Here is a 14,754-nt window from a genome sequence, read left to right as displayed (position 1 = left end):
GTTTTTATAGTTTTCTTTGAGTATCCATTTCTACTATTTGAGGTTTGTTTTTCAGTAACATCATACTTGTCATATCCAAGCTGTGTATCCATTTCTGCTTCTAATGCTTCTTGCAGTACCTCTTTAAATAATTCTTTCATAGCAGCTAAAACATCATTAGGACTTTTAAAGTTCTGCTCATTAACATAATTTCTTAAAATTTCTTTAGAAATATTCGACATAAAAAACACTCCTTCTTGTAAATATTTGGTATATTATCTATCCAAATTCTTGCCAAGAAAGAGTGCTTTTTATTCAGTTTACACAAAATTTTTTGCAGGCTCTAAAATTAAATTTAATTACTCTTTAACTACGCTCCCTCTCTTTTGTATAACTTAGTTGGTATTTATTATTTTTATTTATACATTAAATCTAAAATTAACTACATCTCCATCTTGCATTATATAATCTTTTCCTTCCAATCTATAATATCCTTTTTCTTTAGCTGCTGCTTCTGAACCACATTCAACTAACTTATCATAAGATATTATTTCTGCTCGAATAAAACCTCTTTCAATATCAGAATGAATTTTACCAGCTGCTTGAGGTGCTTTAGTACCATTTTTTATAGTCCACGCTCTAACTTCTTGTATTCCTGCGGTTAGAAAACTTATAAGCCCTAAAAGCTTATAACTTGATTGTATTAATTTATTAAGTCCTGTATCTGAAAGCCCATATTCTTTTAATAATTCAAGTTTTTCATCTTCTTCAAGAGAAGATAATTCTTCTTCCAATTTAGCACATATAGTAATTACTTCAGAATTTTCATTAAAAGCAAAATCTTTTACAAGTTTAACAAAATTATTATCCTCACCTGAAGTTAAATCTTCTTCAGAAATATTAGCAGCATATAATACAGGTTTAGATGTTAAAAGAAATAAACCTTTTATAATTTCACTTTCTTCTTCAGAACAATCTAAAGTCCTAACAGGTTTCCCAGATTCTAAATGTGCTTTTATTTTTTCCATTAATTCCAATTCTTCTTTAGCTTTTTTATCTCCAGAACGAGCAAGTTTAACAGTCTTTTCAATTCTTCTCTCTAAAACTTCTAAATCAGAAAGAATTAATTCCAAATTTATTGTTTCAATATCTCTAATTGGATCAACAAATCCATCTACATGAACTACATTAGGATCATTAAAACATCTTACTACATGTACTATAGCAGCAACTTCTCTTATATGAGATAAGAATTTATTTCCTAAACCTTCCCCTTTACTTGCTCCTTTTACAAGTCCTGCAATATCATAAAATTCTATTGTTGCATAAACTTTTTTTCTTGAATTATACATTTTTTCTAAAACATCAAGTCTTTTATCTGGCACGTTTACCACACCTACGTTGGGTTCTATAGTACAAAAAGGATAATTTGCAGATTCTGCACCAGCTTTTGTTATTGCATTAAAAAGAGTGCTTTTTCCAACATTAGGTAAACCTACTATTCCAAGTTTCATCTATTTACATTCCTTTCTTAACTTTATTTATAGATAATTTATATTTTAGTTTATATAAATTTTAAATACTACAAATTTTAACATAAATATAAATTAAGTTTACAGCTTATTGTGGTTTAATAAGTTTATTATTTAAGGCTAATAAAAAATAAATAATTTTAAACTCCTATCCGAAATTATGTAAAATGAATTTAATTCTTAATAAATTATACATTAGGCTAACAAGTATTTCAAGAATAATGATATTTAAACTGCAATTTGCAATTTAAAACTTAATAAAAATGTTATAAACTAATTAATTTAGTTTTCTAATATTTTAAATATTAGAATCTTTTTTATATTTATTATATTTAAAATATATATTTTAGGAGGATTTTTATATTTTACATAGAATAAATACATATAGTGGTGCAAAGTGGTATAAAGTGGAGTAAAATTATTTTGAGGTGGAGAAATGTTTATTGGGGAATATCAACATGCCATTGATAATAAAAATAGAATGATTATTCCCTCTAAATTTAGAGAATTTCTTGGTGAGAGGTTTGTACTTACTAAAGGTCTTGATGGATGTCTTTATGTTTATACCTTAGATGAATGGAAAATATTAGAGGATAAATTAAAAAAACTTCCACTTACTAATAAAGAGGCAAGAGCGTTTGTACGGTTTTTCTTTTCAGGAGCGAATGAAATAGATGTTGATAAGCAAGGGAGAGCTTTAATACCTCAAAATCTTTTAGAATATGCAGGGATAAAAAAGGAAATAGTAAGTATAGGTGTTTCTACTAGAATTGAAATTTGGAGCAAAGAAAAATGGGAAGAATATAATAACCAAAATATAAATTATGATGAAATAGCAGAAAAAATGAATGAGCTTTTTATTTAACATATTAAAAGGAGAATTAAATATGAACTTTAAACATGTATCAGTACTTCTTAATGAAACTATAAATGGATTAAATATAAAAGAAGATGGTGTTTATGTAGACTGTACATTAGGAGGTGCAGGACATTCTGAAAAAATTTTAAAAAAGCTTAGTAAAAGTGGTAAACTGATTGGAATAGATCAAGATCAAGATGCATTGAAAGCTGCACAAAAAAGACTTTCTAATTATGATAATGTTGTTTTTGTACATGATAATTTTTTAAATATTAATTCTATATTAAACGAACTTAATATAGATAAAGTAGATGGAATATTGATGGATTTAGGGGTATCTTCTTATCAATTGGATGAAGCTGAAAGAGGATTTAGTTATATGAAAGATTCTTTTTTAGATATGAGAATGAATAGAGAATCTGAACTTTCTGCTTTTGATGTTGTAAATAGTTACAGTGAAGAAAAGCTTTATAAACTTATAAAAGATTATGGTGAAGAGAAATTTGCAAAAAGAATAGCAAAATTTATTGTTGAAAAGAGAAAAGAAAAAGATATAAACACTACATTTGAATTAGTAGATATTATAAAAAATGCTATTCCAGCTAAAGCTAGAAGAGAAGGCCCACATCCAGCTAAAAGAACATTTCAAGCAATAAGAATTGAGGTTAATAAAGAACTTGAAATTTTAGGGAAAGCTATAGAAGATTCTGTAGAAAGATTAAAAGTTGGTGGAAGAATTTCAATTATAACTTTTCATTCATTAGAAGATAGAATTGTAAAAAATAAATATAAAGAGTTAGAAAATCCTTGTATTTGTCCTAAAAATTTTCCTATATGTGTATGTGGGAAATCTCCTAAATTAAAGATAATTACAAGGAAACCAATTGAGCCTTCAGAAGAAGAAATTTTAAATAATCCTAGAAGCAGAAGCGCTAAATTAAGAGTTGCAGAAAAAATTTAAGTTCTAATTTTAATATGGGGTGAATAAAATGATAATAATGGATGATAAAAATTTAATTAATGGTAACACGGCATTAAATCCTAAAAGAAAATCTTATTATCCTTCAAAAGAAGAGGAATATGAAAAACAAAAAAGAGAAAATGATAAAAGACGTAAGGCTTCAATAGAAAAAAGAGCTGAAAAGAAAGCTAAGATAATTAAATACATATTTGCTACTTTTATAATAGGAGTTATACTAATATGCCGTTATTCTACTGTATATAAGTTACAAAAGAATCTTTTAGATGTAAAATATCAAATACATAACTTAAATATGGAAAATGAAAGTTTAAAGGTTCAGCTAATAAAAGCAAGCGATATGGAAAAAGTAGAAGAAATAGCTAAAACAAAGCTTAATATGGTTACTCCCGATAAAAATAATATAATGTATGTAGAAAACACAAAAGATTATTTTGCAAAAGATACTAAAGAAAATGTAAAAAATAAAAATGAGGATTTAATTATAAAGATAAAGAATATGTTGTTTTAGTGGGGGTATATAAATTGGCTAGAGAAAAATATAGGGACAAGGTTATCATAAAAAAAAGGATGCTAATTTCACTTGGCATACTTTTTCTTTTATTTTTTTTGTTATTTATTAGATTGTCCTATATAATGATAGTTCAATCGGAACATCTGACAAAACTAGCTAAAGAACAATGGACGAGTGACGTTAAAATTGACGCCAAAAGGGGAAAAATTCTTGACAGAAACGGAAAAGAGCTTGCTGTAAGTGCTAATGTTTATAGAGTAGATTTAGATATGAATACTTTAAGACAATATTTGGATGAAAGTGGACTTACAAGAGAAGAAATTGCTCCAAAACTTGCTGATGCTTTGAACAAAAATAATGAAGATGTATTAAAAATTTTATATAAAACACTTCCAGGTGGACTGCCTATGGCATCAGCTAATTTAGCAAGACGAATTGAAAAAGAAGAAGCTGATAAAGTGCAAAACTTAAATATTAGAGGAGTACAAGTTTCAGCAGATACAAAAAGATATTATCCATATGGGAATTTTTTATCTCATGTATTAGGCTTTGTAAGAAGTGATGGTGTAGGACTTACAGGAATTGAATTAACTTATAATGATGTATTGGCTGGTATACCAGGAAGAATAATATCAGAAACAGATAATAAAAGTAAAGGACAGCCATATATTATATCTGAATTTACAAAGCCTGTAGATGGTAAAGATTTAGTTTTAACCATAGATCAAACTATACAGTATTTTTGCGAAAAAGCAGCAGAACAGGCATTAATTGATAATAAAGCTAAAGCTGTTACAATTATAGCTATGGATCCTAATAATGGAGAAATACTTGCAATGACAAATAAACCAGATTTTAATCTTAATGATCCTTGGGTAAAAGGTAAAACTCAAGATGAACTTCAAAAAATGTGGAGGAATAGGGCGGTTAGTGATACATTTGAACCAGGTTCAATATTTAAAGTAATAACTGCTTATGGAGCTATGGCAGAAAATTTAGTAAAAGAAGATGACCATTTTGTTTGCAATGGTAGTGCTAAAGTGTTAAATAGAACAATTCACTGTTGGAAAAGAACAGGGCATGGAGATCAAAATTTTGTTGATATATTAAAAAATTCTTGTAATGTAGGGTTTATGGAACTTGGGAAAAGATTAGGTAAAGAAAATTTAAATAAATACATAAATTTATTTGGTTTCGGGCAAAAAACTGGCATTGATCTTCCAGGAGAAGCTAAAGGTATTATAAGGAAAACTTCCAATATAACCGATGTTGATTTAGCAACTATTTCTTTTGGGCAAAGTAATACAGTAACATCTGTTCAATATATAACTGCACTTAATGCAATTGCAAATGGAGGAAAGCTTATAACTCCTCATATTATGAAAGAAGTAGTACATTATGAAAATGATAAAAAAATAATTGACGAAAAATTTAAAAATTATAATGAAAGAAGTATATTAAAAGAAGATGTTACCAATACTTTAAGAGGATATTTAGAAAAAGTTGTATCTGAAGGAGGAGGGAAAAATGCATTTATTCCAGGATATTATATAGCAGGCAAGACTGGGACAGCTCAGAAGGTAAACAGTGAAACTAAAACATATGGAGCTGGAAAGTATATAGCATCTTTTGCGGGGATGGCTCCCGCAAACAAACCTAGAATAACTTTGTTTGTGTCTATTGATGAGCCGGATCCTTCAAATTATTATGCAGGGCAAATAGCAGCTCCAGTTGCAAAACAAGTTTTTAATGATATTTTTAATTATCTTGCAATAGAAGCAGATGCATCAAAAGAAGAAATATCTCAAAGTATGCTTAAAGATATTATTATTCCTGAAATTAGAGGAATGAAAAAAAGTGATGGTATAAAAATTTTAAAAGAACTTAATCTTGATTATGATATAGATGATAAAGGTGATTATATTATAGATATGAATCCTAAACCTGGATATAGTGTTAAAGAAGGTAAGAAAATTGTGCTTTACACAGGAACATCCTCAAACTATAATAAAGTAGTAACTATGCCTAATCTTATTGGTTATAATAAAGAAAAAGCTACTGAAATACTTAATAAATTAGGTATTAAAGCAAAATTTACCGGAGAAGGTTTAGTTACAAACCAAAGTATAAGTGAAGGTGAAAATATAGAAAAAGGTACTACTTTATTGTTAGAATTAAATATTTTACCAGATTAAATATACATAAGATTTTGGCATGCATATATTATTATATTCACTTAAAAAATTTTGAACTTAAAATTTAGTGAGTAATTATAATATTGCATGCCAATATTATGTATTTACTTAGTTAAAATAAATATAATTAGGAGAGTGTTAGTGTGAATTTACGTGAAGTTTTAAAAGGTATAAGTTATGATGTTATTTACGGTAATTTAGATATTGAAATTAACAAAATTGAATATGATTCCAGAAAAGTTAAAAATAATGATATATTTTTTTGCATATCTGGGTTTAAAGTAGATGGACATGATTTTGTCAATAATGCAATTTTAAATGGTGCTTCAGTTATAATTTGTGAGAAAGACTTAAAAAAACTTAGTAATACTTCTGTTACTATTATTAAAGTTTTAGATTCTAGGAAAGCATTAGCTATTGCGGCATCAAATTTTTATGGAGATTCGTGGAAAAAACTAAAATTAATAGGAGTTACAGGAACAAACGGTAAAACAACATCTACATATATGATAAAAAGTATATTAGAACAAGCTGGTTTTAAAGTTGGATTAATAGGTACAATTGCAAATTATATAGGGAATAAAAAAATACAGTCTAATAGAACAACACCAGAATCTTTAGAACTTCATAAATTATTTAAGGAAATGGCAGATGAAGGGGTAACACATTGTGTTATGGAGGTTTCTTCTCATTCTTTAGAATTAAACAGAGTATATGGATTAGAATTTGCAGAAGGCATGTTTACTAATTTAACTAGAGATCATCTTGATTTTCATAAAACTTTTGAAAATTATTATAATGCAAAGCTTTTACTTTTTAAAAATAGTAAAACATCTATTATTAATATGGATGATGAATATGGTAAAAAAATATATAATGATATAAATACAAGTAAAGTTACATATGGAATTGAAAGTTTTACTGATATTAAAGCCCAAAATATTCATATAAATTCAAAAGGAATAGAGTTTGATATGTGCTATAAAGATAAAAATATTCCTATAGAACTTAATATACCTGGTAAATACAATGTGTATAATGCATTAGGCAGTGCATCTGTTTGTTTAAATGAAGGAATATCAATTGAAAAAATAAAAGAAGGATTAAAAAATGTTTTTGTACCTGGAAGATGCGAAATAGTTACTAAAGGATATAATCTTGAATTTGATATTATTATAGATTATGCACATACTCCTGATGGATTAGAAAATATATTAAAGACTGCAAGAGAGTTTACTAAAGGAAGAATTATTACAGTATTTGGTTGTGGTGGAGATAGAGATAAAACAAAAAGACCATTAATGGGTAAAATTGCTGGAAATTTAAGTGATATTACAATAGTAACTTCTGATAATCCTAGAAGTGAAAATCCAAATGCTATAATAGAAGATATATTAAAAGGAATGGAAAGTGAAAATTATGTAGTTATTGAAAATAGAAGAGAAGCTATAGAAAATGCAATTAAAATAGCTAAAAAAGATGATGTTGTTATTATTGCTGGTAAAGGACATGAAAATTATCAAGAATTAAAAGATACAACTATACATTTTGATGAAAAAGAAATCATTGCAGATATAATAAAGGAGCTGTTTTAAATGGAAACTCTAACTTTTAAAGAAATAATTGAAGCTGTAAATGGAGAATTGATTAAAGAAGGGGAAGAAACAATATATAAATCTATTAGTACTGATACAAGAACAATATCTAAAGACAGCATTTTCATAGCTTTAAAAGGATTTAATTTTAATGGAAATAATTATGCGTTAGAAGCAAGCATTAAAGGGGCTAAAATATGTATAATTGACGAAATTGCATTTAATAACATTTCAGATTTTAACAAAGATACTTTTATAATAAAAGTTAATAATACTAAAGAGGCTTTGCTTAATTTAGCTAAATATTATAGAAATAAATTAAAAGTAAAAATAATTGGAATAACTGGTTCTACAGGTAAGACATCTACTAAGGATTTAGTAGCAGCAGCTTTAAGTAAAAGATATAATGTTTTTAAAACAAAAGGAAATTTTAATAATGAAATAGGGTTGCCTTTAATGATTTTTAATATTGATAATACTTATGACATAGCTGTTTTAGAAATGGGAATGAGTAATTTGGGGGAAATTCATAAATTAGCCGATGTAGCAAGACCAGATATAGGTATTATTACTAATATTGGAGTATCTCATATTGAATATTTAAAAACTAGGGAAAATATTTTAAAAGCTAAGCTAGAAATAACTGATTTTTTTACTAAGAATAATACATTAATAGTAAATGGAGATGATGATTTATTAAGTAAATTAAAATCTAATAGGTATAATTTACTTAAAGTTGGTATAGAAAATTATGATTGTTATTTTAGAGCATGTGATACTATAATTGGCGAAGAAAGCATAGAATTTAAAGTAGAAGAAAATAAAAATTTAATTAATAATATATTTAATATATGTATACCTGGGAAACATAATATTTTAAATTCTATGTTAGCTATAGCTTGTGCTAGAAAACTTAATTTAAGTTTTGAAGACATTATTGAAGGATTTAAAAATCTTGAAGTTACTTCTATGAGGCTTGATATAATAAAAGGAAATAAATTTACAATAATAGACGATTCTTACAATGCTAGTCCTGATTCTATGAAAGCTGCATTAGATGTTCTTTCAAATTTAAAAGGAAATAAAAAAATTGCTGTACTTGGTACTATGAAAGAATTAGGAGATAAATCATTTGAATTTCATAAAGAAGTAGGAAAATATGCAAAGCTAAAAAATATAGATTTATTAATTACAATAGGAGAATATCAAAAGGCTTTTGAAGAAGGATTTAATGATATTAATAAATTTAAAGCATGCTCTAATAGTGAAGAAGCTTTTAATTATATTAAAAGTATTATAAATTATAAAGATGTAATACTTATTAAAGCTTCTAGAACAATGAAATTTGAAACTATAGTTAATAAACTTAAGATGATTAATTGCTAAAGAGGGGATAGTGAAATGTATAAACTTGTTTATTCTGTTTTAATTGCTTTTTTTATATCATTAATATTAGGGCCAATTTTTATACCTATTCTGCATAGACTCAAATTTGGACAGAATATAAGAGAAGAAGGTCCTAAGAGTCATAGAAAAAAAGCAGGAACTCCTACAATGGGAGGATTAATATTTATATTTTCTTCATTCATAACTATGGCAATATTGGTAAGGAAACCTAGTGATGAGGCTATGGTTGCACTTTATGCTTTTATAGCTTTTGGAATTATTGGTGCTATTGATGATATACTAAAAATAATACATAAGAAAAATTTAGGACTTAAATCAGGTCAAAAAATGATTTTACTTATAATAGTTTCAGCCATATTTGGATATTATGCTTCTAAAAATTTTATAGATGGAACAGTAATTATAATACCATTTTTCCAAAAGAGTATAGATTTAGGGAAAGGTTATATACCTTTTATAATTTTATATTATGCAGCTACTACTAATGCAGTTAATTTAACAGATGGATTAGATGGTTTAGCTACATCTGTAACTTTACTTGTTATGACTTTTTTTGCCCTTTTAAGTTTTGGGTTAGGACATTATACACTTTCAATTTTTTGTGGAGTTGTAGCTGGATCTTTACTTGGATTTTTAAGGTACAATGCATTCCCAGCTCAAATTTTTATGGGAGACACAGGCTCTTTAGCTTTAGGAGGAGCAATTGCTACAGTAGCTATGATATTAAAATTACCATTATTGGTTATAATAGTAGGTGGGATTTATGTAATAGAAACTTTTTCAGTAATACTTCAAGTAGCTTCTTTTAAACTTACTGGTAAAAGAATATTTAAAATGAGCCCACTTCATCATCACTTTGAACTTTCAGGATGGCATGAGACTAAAATAGTTTCTGTATTTTCAATAATAACTGTTATATTATGCCTTATTGCATTTTTATCTTTGCCAGCAATAAAATAATATTTAAAAATTGTCTTGTGTATCCTAATATAAGGAGGATATGTCCAATATGAAAAAATCTAATGCAAAAATGGACTCTATTGATTTTATATTATTTACATCAATTTCTTTACTTGTAGCTATTGGAATAGTAATGGTATTTAGTGCTAGTTCTTATAGTGCATTCTTTGATCCTAAAATAAAAGATAGTATGTTTTATTTAAAAAGACAAAGTATTTCAGCAATTATAGGTGCTTGTGCTATGTTTATTATGATAAAATATGACTATCATAAATTAAAAAAATACACTTTATTAATTATGATTATTACATTTGTATTATTAGGACTTGTATATATTTTCCCGCCGATAAATGGAGCTAGAAGATGGATACCTCTTCCAGTGCTTAATCTTCAGCCTTCAGAAATAGCAAAATATGTCATAGTTTTATATATGGCTAAAAGCTTGGAGGTAAAAGGAGAAAAAGTTAGAAGCTTTGTTTATGGGATACTTCCATATCTTATAGTTTCTGGAATTTATGCAATTATAATTCTTTTAGAACCTAATTTAAGTATTGCTACTGTTATTATGTTAGTTACTCTTATAATACTTTTTGTTGCTGGTGTAAAATGGATACATTTTTTTGGATTAATAGGGAGTGTTGGTACTTTAGGAGTAGTAGGAATTCTTATGGAAGATTTTAGAAGAGCCAGAGTTTTAAATTTTTTAGATCCTTGGAAAGATCCTAAAGGTACAGGTTATCAACTTATTCAATCGCTTCTTGCTTTAGGTTCAGGTGGAATAACCGGTGTAACATTAGGTAAATCAAGACAAAAAGCTTATTATATACCAGAGCCTCATACAGACTTTATTTTTTCTATAATAGGAGAAGAACTAGGCTTAGTTGGATGCACGATAATTATAATTTTATTTTTAATTTTAATATGGAGAGGGGTAGTAATAGCAATAAGAGCTAAAGATACATACGGTACTTTACTAGCTGTTGGAATTACTTCTGTAATAGCAGTTCAAGCAATTATTAATATAGCTGTTGTTACAGGTTCTATGCCAGTTACAGGAGTTCCGCTTCCTTTTATTAGTTATGGAGGGTCTGCTCTTTTATTTAATCTAATGGCAATGGGCATACTTCTTAATATTTCAAGACAATGTAATAAGTAAAAAAACACTGATTAAATTCAGTGTTTTTTTATATAAAACTTATTTATATAAAACTTTAAATTCAAATTATTTTATTTAATAAAAAATTAAGTAAAATGTAATGAATTTAAAGGAAATAAATGATATTATATATATGTGTAATTTTTATATAAAATATTAAGGTGTGAATTGTATTGAGCGTAATTTTAAAAAATACTAATAATGAATTAATAATTAAAAGAAGAAGAAAAAAAGCAATAAAAAGAAATATTATCTTTTTTATTTTGCTTATTTCTATAATTATTGTATTATGTTTAAAAATTCCTTATTTCGATGTATCCAATATAGTAGTTTCAAATAATAAAATAATTAATACAAATGAAATTTTAGATATAGCTAAAGTTAGCAAAGGTTCAAATATTTTCTATATGGATTTAAAAAAAATAGAAGGTAATATTTTAAAAAACCCTTATATATTAAAAGCTAATGTAAAAAGAAAACTTCCAAATACCATTTACATAGCCGTAGAAGAAAGAGAGGCAGTTTTTTATATAAAATCTGAATCAAGATATTTAATTATAGATAATAAAGGGATAGTACTTGAAGAAAAAGATGATATTAGCAATATGAATCTTACAAAACTTCTTGGATTTGAAGCTGAAGGGGCTAAAATTGGTGAAGTAATCCCTTGCGATGATAATAGAAAAATTGAATTTATATCTTTAATTACAGATCTTATTATGACTAATAAAAGCAATATAAAAATAACAGCTGTTGATATAAGTGATATATTAGACATTAAAGTATATAGTAATAATATGAGTATTAAATTAGGTAGTAATAATGATGTTAAAAGTAAGCTTAATTTAGCTTTTAATATTATAAATGATAATAATTTAATTAATTTAAAAGGATACGTAGATGTAAGATTTGAAAGCAATCCTTCTGTCTTTGTAGAAAAATGATATTTTTTATTATTATAAAATAAAAATTAATAGTTTTACTATGTGATTAATGCTCCAAGGGGGAATATCGTATGAAAAAATATAGTTCGCAAATTACTGTATCAATAGTATGCTGTATATTGGGATTTATGCTTGCATACCAATTTAGAATATGGAACAATCGTGAAAATATTAACAAAATATCTCAAACAACTACGGATATCACTATAGAACTAGAGCAGTATAAAAAACAAAAGGAAATACTCCAAAATAATATTAATGATTTACAAAACAAATTAAAGCAATATGAAGAAGCTGCAGCAAATAGGAGTGATGAAACTAAAAACTTGCTTGAAGAACTTGAAAATACTAGATTGTTGACTGGAGCTAAAGATGTTAAAGGACCTGGAATAATAGTGTATATAGATCCTAAAACAAAAATTTTAGGAAATTCTATACCAGGTGATCATATAACAGACAAACATTTGGTTTATTTAGTTAACGAACTTGTATCTGCTGGTGCAGAAGCTGTATCTATAAATGATTCAAGAATTACTCCTAGAACAGGAATAAGAACTTCTGGTAATAATATACTTATAAACGATATTAAAATATCACCTTTCGAAAGAATTACTATTAAAGCAATAGGAAACAAAGATAATTTATATAGTGCTTTGGCATTCTATGGAACACTTATAGATTTTGAACCTATTAGTAATATATCTTATAACAGATATGATGACATACTAATAAAAAGATATAATGGTAACTATAAATTTGAATATGCAAAACCTATAGAAAAGTAATGAGGTGATTTTATATGATAGCTATAATTGGTTTGTTAATTGGAATTGTAATAGGATTATTTGGGAATATAAGTATACCAGATAAATTTTCACCATATATGTCCGTAGCAATATTGGCTTGTTTAGATTCAGTGTTTGGAGCTATAAGAGCAAGTCTTTCAAAAAATTTTAGATCAGATATATTTATTTCTGGTTTTTTTGGTAATTCAGTTTTAGCTGCAGTTTTAGCTTATTTAGGAGATAAGCTCAGTGTACCAATATATTTAGCTGCTGTTATAGTTTTTGGAGGAAGAATATTTGATAATTTTGCAATAATAAGAAGACTCATACTTGAAAAAGCCAAATCTCACGATGAGGTGATTAAATGAAAAATAATGAGGCATCATTATTTGTTTTTATAGCTTGCATTATAATTGGAATATTAATATCTTTAAATATAAATTTTAATAATACTTATAATAGAGTTTTTTTAAATACTAAACAATACCAAGATGCTTATAATGAAAGAAATAAATTACGTAATGATATAATTAAAATGCAGGAAGAGTATGAGCAAATGGAAATGAAGCTCAATAAATATGAATATGAACCTGAAAATAAGCAAATAATATTTCAAGAATTATATGATGAACTTAATAATAATAAAATGATTATAGGCAAGGTTGATGTTGAGGGGCAAGGAATAACAATTAAGCTTACAGATGGTAGTAATAATTTTGATAATGAAATAGATGAAAATTTTTTAGAAAAAATAATTCACAATTATGATATTATTTATGTTATAAATGATTTAAAAAATGCTGGGGCTGAAGCCATAGCTATAAATGGTCAAAGAGTTATTGACACTACAGAGGTGTATTGTGATGGACCATTATTAAGGGTAAATGGAGTGAAAATTGCAGCACCATTTTATATAGATGCTATTGGGGATAAAGAAGTTTTAAAAAATTATATGCTTGCAGATGAAAATTATATCAACTTAATTCTGAAAAATAGAGGAATAAATGTTGAAATTGAACAGTTAAGTAATTTAAAAATTCAAGCTTATAATCATTCTATAAAGAAAAAATTTCTAACTTTAGCTGATAATAATAAAAATTAAGCTTAAATTATTATAATAAAATTGAAGGATTTTTGATTTTTATGAAGAATAATAGTATTTGACACAAGAATTTAAAGGAGACGATAATAATTGTCTATTAAGGAAAACATTGATCAAATTAAATCAAAAATATCCAAAGATACAGTTTTAATTGCAGTGTCTAAAACACGTAGTATTGAGGAAATAAAGGAAGCTTATGATTGTGGAATAAGAGATTTTGGAGAGAATAAAGTTCAAGAACTTATAGGAAAAATTGATTCTTTACCAAATGATATTAATTGGCATCTCATTGGACATCTTCAGACAAATAAGGTAAAATATATTGTAGGTAAAGTAAGTTTAATTCATTCTCTTGATAGTATAAAACTTTTATATGAAATTGAAAAACAGTATAAAAATAAAAATTGTATAGCAAATGTTTTAATTCAAGTTAATATTGGAAGAGAAGAAAGTAAAACTGGTATTTTATTGGAAGATTTAGAAGAATTGCTTTTATCTTGTGAAAAATGTAGCAATGTAAAAATTTGGGGACTTATGGCTATAATACCCAAAGGTTCTCAAGAAAGCTGTTCTATGTATTTTAAAAAAATGAAAAAATTATGGGATGATATTAGTCTTAGAAAATTTAAAAATATCAAGATGAAATATTTATCTATGGGAATGACAGGAGATTATGAAATTGCTATTAAAGAAGGCTCTAATATGATAAGAATAGGAACCGGTATATTTGGACCTAGAAAATAAATC

Annotated in this window: 15 protein-coding genes; 13 read left to right on the top strand and 2 right to left on the bottom strand. The window is 26.4% G+C overall.

The window, feature by feature from the left end; translation table 11 throughout:
- Both B5D11_RS03870 and ychF read right to left on the bottom strand, forming a co-directional pair.
- Positions 1–221: transposase (locus B5D11_RS03870; RefSeq protein ID WP_180376947.1), on the bottom strand; the 221-nt coding region annotated here is incomplete at its 3' end.
- A 177-nt stretch (positions 222–398) separates the two neighbouring features.
- On the bottom strand, positions 399–1,493 hold the full coding sequence (gene ychF / locus B5D11_RS03865) for a redox-regulated ATPase YchF (RefSeq protein WP_078681731.1): 1,095 nt from the start codon (positions 1,491–1,493) through the stop codon (positions 399–401).
- 454 nt (positions 1,494–1,947) lie between these two features.
- On the opposite strand from ychF, the gene mraZ reads away from it, so the two are divergent.
- From mraZ to B5D11_RS03800, 13 genes are all read left to right on the top strand, one after another.
- Complete coding sequence (gene mraZ / locus B5D11_RS03860) at positions 1,948–2,376, top strand: division/cell wall cluster transcriptional repressor MraZ (RefSeq protein ID WP_078681730.1); 429 nt, start codon at positions 1,948–1,950, stop codon at positions 2,374–2,376.
- A gap of 22 nt (positions 2,377–2,398) precedes the next feature.
- Positions 2,399–3,331: a 16S rRNA (cytosine(1402)-N(4))-methyltransferase RsmH gene (gene rsmH / locus B5D11_RS03855; protein ID WP_078681748.1), complete on the top strand. Its 933-nt coding sequence runs from the start codon at positions 2,399–2,401 to the stop codon at positions 3,329–3,331.
- 28 nt (positions 3,332–3,359) lie between these two features.
- Positions 3,360–3,860: a septum formation initiator family protein gene (locus tag B5D11_RS03850; RefSeq protein WP_078681729.1), complete on the top strand. Its 501-nt coding sequence runs from the start codon at positions 3,360–3,362 to the stop codon at positions 3,858–3,860.
- Between the two features lie 14 nt (positions 3,861–3,874).
- Positions 3,875–6,058 (top strand): stage V sporulation protein D, encoded by a 2,184-nt coding sequence (locus tag B5D11_RS03845; protein ID WP_078681728.1) that lies wholly within the window; start codon positions 3,875–3,877, stop codon positions 6,056–6,058.
- 143 nt (positions 6,059–6,201) lie between these two features.
- Positions 6,202–7,653 carry a UDP-N-acetylmuramoyl-L-alanyl-D-glutamate--2,6-diaminopimelate ligase gene (locus B5D11_RS03840; RefSeq protein WP_078681727.1) on the top strand — a complete coding sequence of 484 codons (1,452 nt, stop codon included), beginning with the start codon at positions 6,202–6,204 and terminating at the stop codon, positions 7,651–7,653.
- Complete coding sequence (gene murF / locus B5D11_RS03835) at positions 7,654–9,039, top strand: UDP-N-acetylmuramoyl-tripeptide--D-alanyl-D-alanine ligase (protein WP_078681726.1); 1,386 nt, start codon at positions 7,654–7,656, stop codon at positions 9,037–9,039.
- 15 nt (positions 9,040–9,054) lie between these two features.
- Positions 9,055–10,020 carry a phospho-N-acetylmuramoyl-pentapeptide-transferase gene (gene mraY / locus B5D11_RS03830; RefSeq protein ID WP_078681725.1) on the top strand — a complete coding sequence of 322 codons (966 nt, stop codon included), beginning with the start codon at positions 9,055–9,057 and terminating at the stop codon, positions 10,018–10,020.
- 49 nt (positions 10,021–10,069) lie between these two features.
- Entirely contained in the window at positions 10,070–11,176 is a 1,107-nt protein-coding gene (gene spoVE / locus B5D11_RS03825; protein WP_078681724.1) for a stage V sporulation protein E, read from the top strand.
- A gap of 173 nt (positions 11,177–11,349) precedes the next feature.
- Positions 11,350–12,120, top strand: coding sequence for a cell division protein FtsQ/DivIB (locus B5D11_RS03820; protein ID WP_143327672.1), 771 nt, complete (start codon positions 11,350–11,352; stop codon positions 12,118–12,120).
- 71 nt (positions 12,121–12,191) lie between these two features.
- On the top strand, positions 12,192–12,905 hold the full coding sequence (locus B5D11_RS03815) for a DUF881 domain-containing protein (protein WP_078681722.1): 714 nt from the start codon (positions 12,192–12,194) through the stop codon (positions 12,903–12,905).
- A 14-nt stretch (positions 12,906–12,919) separates the two neighbouring features.
- Positions 12,920–13,273 carry a small basic family protein gene (locus tag B5D11_RS03810; protein WP_078681721.1) on the top strand — a complete coding sequence of 118 codons (354 nt, stop codon included), beginning with the start codon at positions 12,920–12,922 and terminating at the stop codon, positions 13,271–13,273.
- Positions 13,270–14,007, top strand: a complete 738-nt coding sequence (locus B5D11_RS03805) for a DUF881 domain-containing protein (RefSeq protein WP_078681720.1) — start codon at positions 13,270–13,272, stop codon at positions 14,005–14,007. The genes B5D11_RS03810 and B5D11_RS03805 overlap by 4 nt, the downstream gene beginning before the upstream one ends.
- A 90-nt stretch (positions 14,008–14,097) precedes the next feature.
- The gene (locus B5D11_RS03800) at positions 14,098–14,751 is read left to right on the top strand and encodes a YggS family pyridoxal phosphate-dependent enzyme (protein ID WP_078681719.1); all 654 of its coding nucleotides are present in this window, start codon (positions 14,098–14,100) and stop codon (positions 14,749–14,751) included.
- Positions 14,752–14,754 lie beyond the last annotated feature (3 nt).

The organism is Clostridium sp. USBA 49 (genome assembly GCF_900167505.1).
In the GTDB taxonomy this organism is placed as follows: domain Bacteria; phylum Bacillota; class Clostridia; order Clostridiales; family Clostridiaceae; genus Clostridium_AT; species Clostridium_AT prolinivorans.
Note: the sequence above shows the minus strand (reverse complement) of the source record. Positions and strands in the feature narration are given on the sequence as shown.

Bases quoted from the DNA above. Each gene is read 5' to 3' on its own strand.
- mraZ (WP_078681730.1), top strand. From the start codon at position 1,948: ATGTTTATTGGGGAATATCAACATGCCATTGATAATAAAAATAGAATG.
- rsmH (WP_078681748.1), top strand. From the start codon at position 2,399: ATGAACTTTAAACATGTATCAGTACTTCTTAATGAAACTATAAATGGA.
- B5D11_RS03815 (WP_078681722.1), top strand. From the start codon at position 12,192: ATGAAAAAATATAGTTCGCAAATTACTGTATCAATAGTATGCTGTATA.
- B5D11_RS03810 (WP_078681721.1), top strand. From the start codon at position 12,920: ATGATAGCTATAATTGGTTTGTTAATTGGAATTGTAATAGGATTATTT.
- B5D11_RS03805 (WP_078681720.1), top strand. From the start codon at position 13,270: ATGAAAAATAATGAGGCATCATTATTTGTTTTTATAGCTTGCATTATA.
- spoVE (WP_078681724.1), top strand. From the start codon at position 10,070: ATGAAAAAATCTAATGCAAAAATGGACTCTATTGATTTTATATTATTT.
- mraY (WP_078681725.1), top strand. From the start codon at position 9,055: ATGTATAAACTTGTTTATTCTGTTTTAATTGCTTTTTTTATATCATTA.
- ychF (WP_078681731.1), bottom strand. From the start codon at position 1,493: ATGAAACTTGGAATAGTAGGTTTACCTAATGTTGGAAAAAGCACTCTT.
- B5D11_RS03850 (WP_078681729.1), top strand. From the start codon at position 3,360: ATGATAATAATGGATGATAAAAATTTAATTAATGGTAACACGGCATTA.
- murF (WP_078681726.1), top strand. From the start codon at position 7,654: ATGGAAACTCTAACTTTTAAAGAAATAATTGAAGCTGTAAATGGAGAA.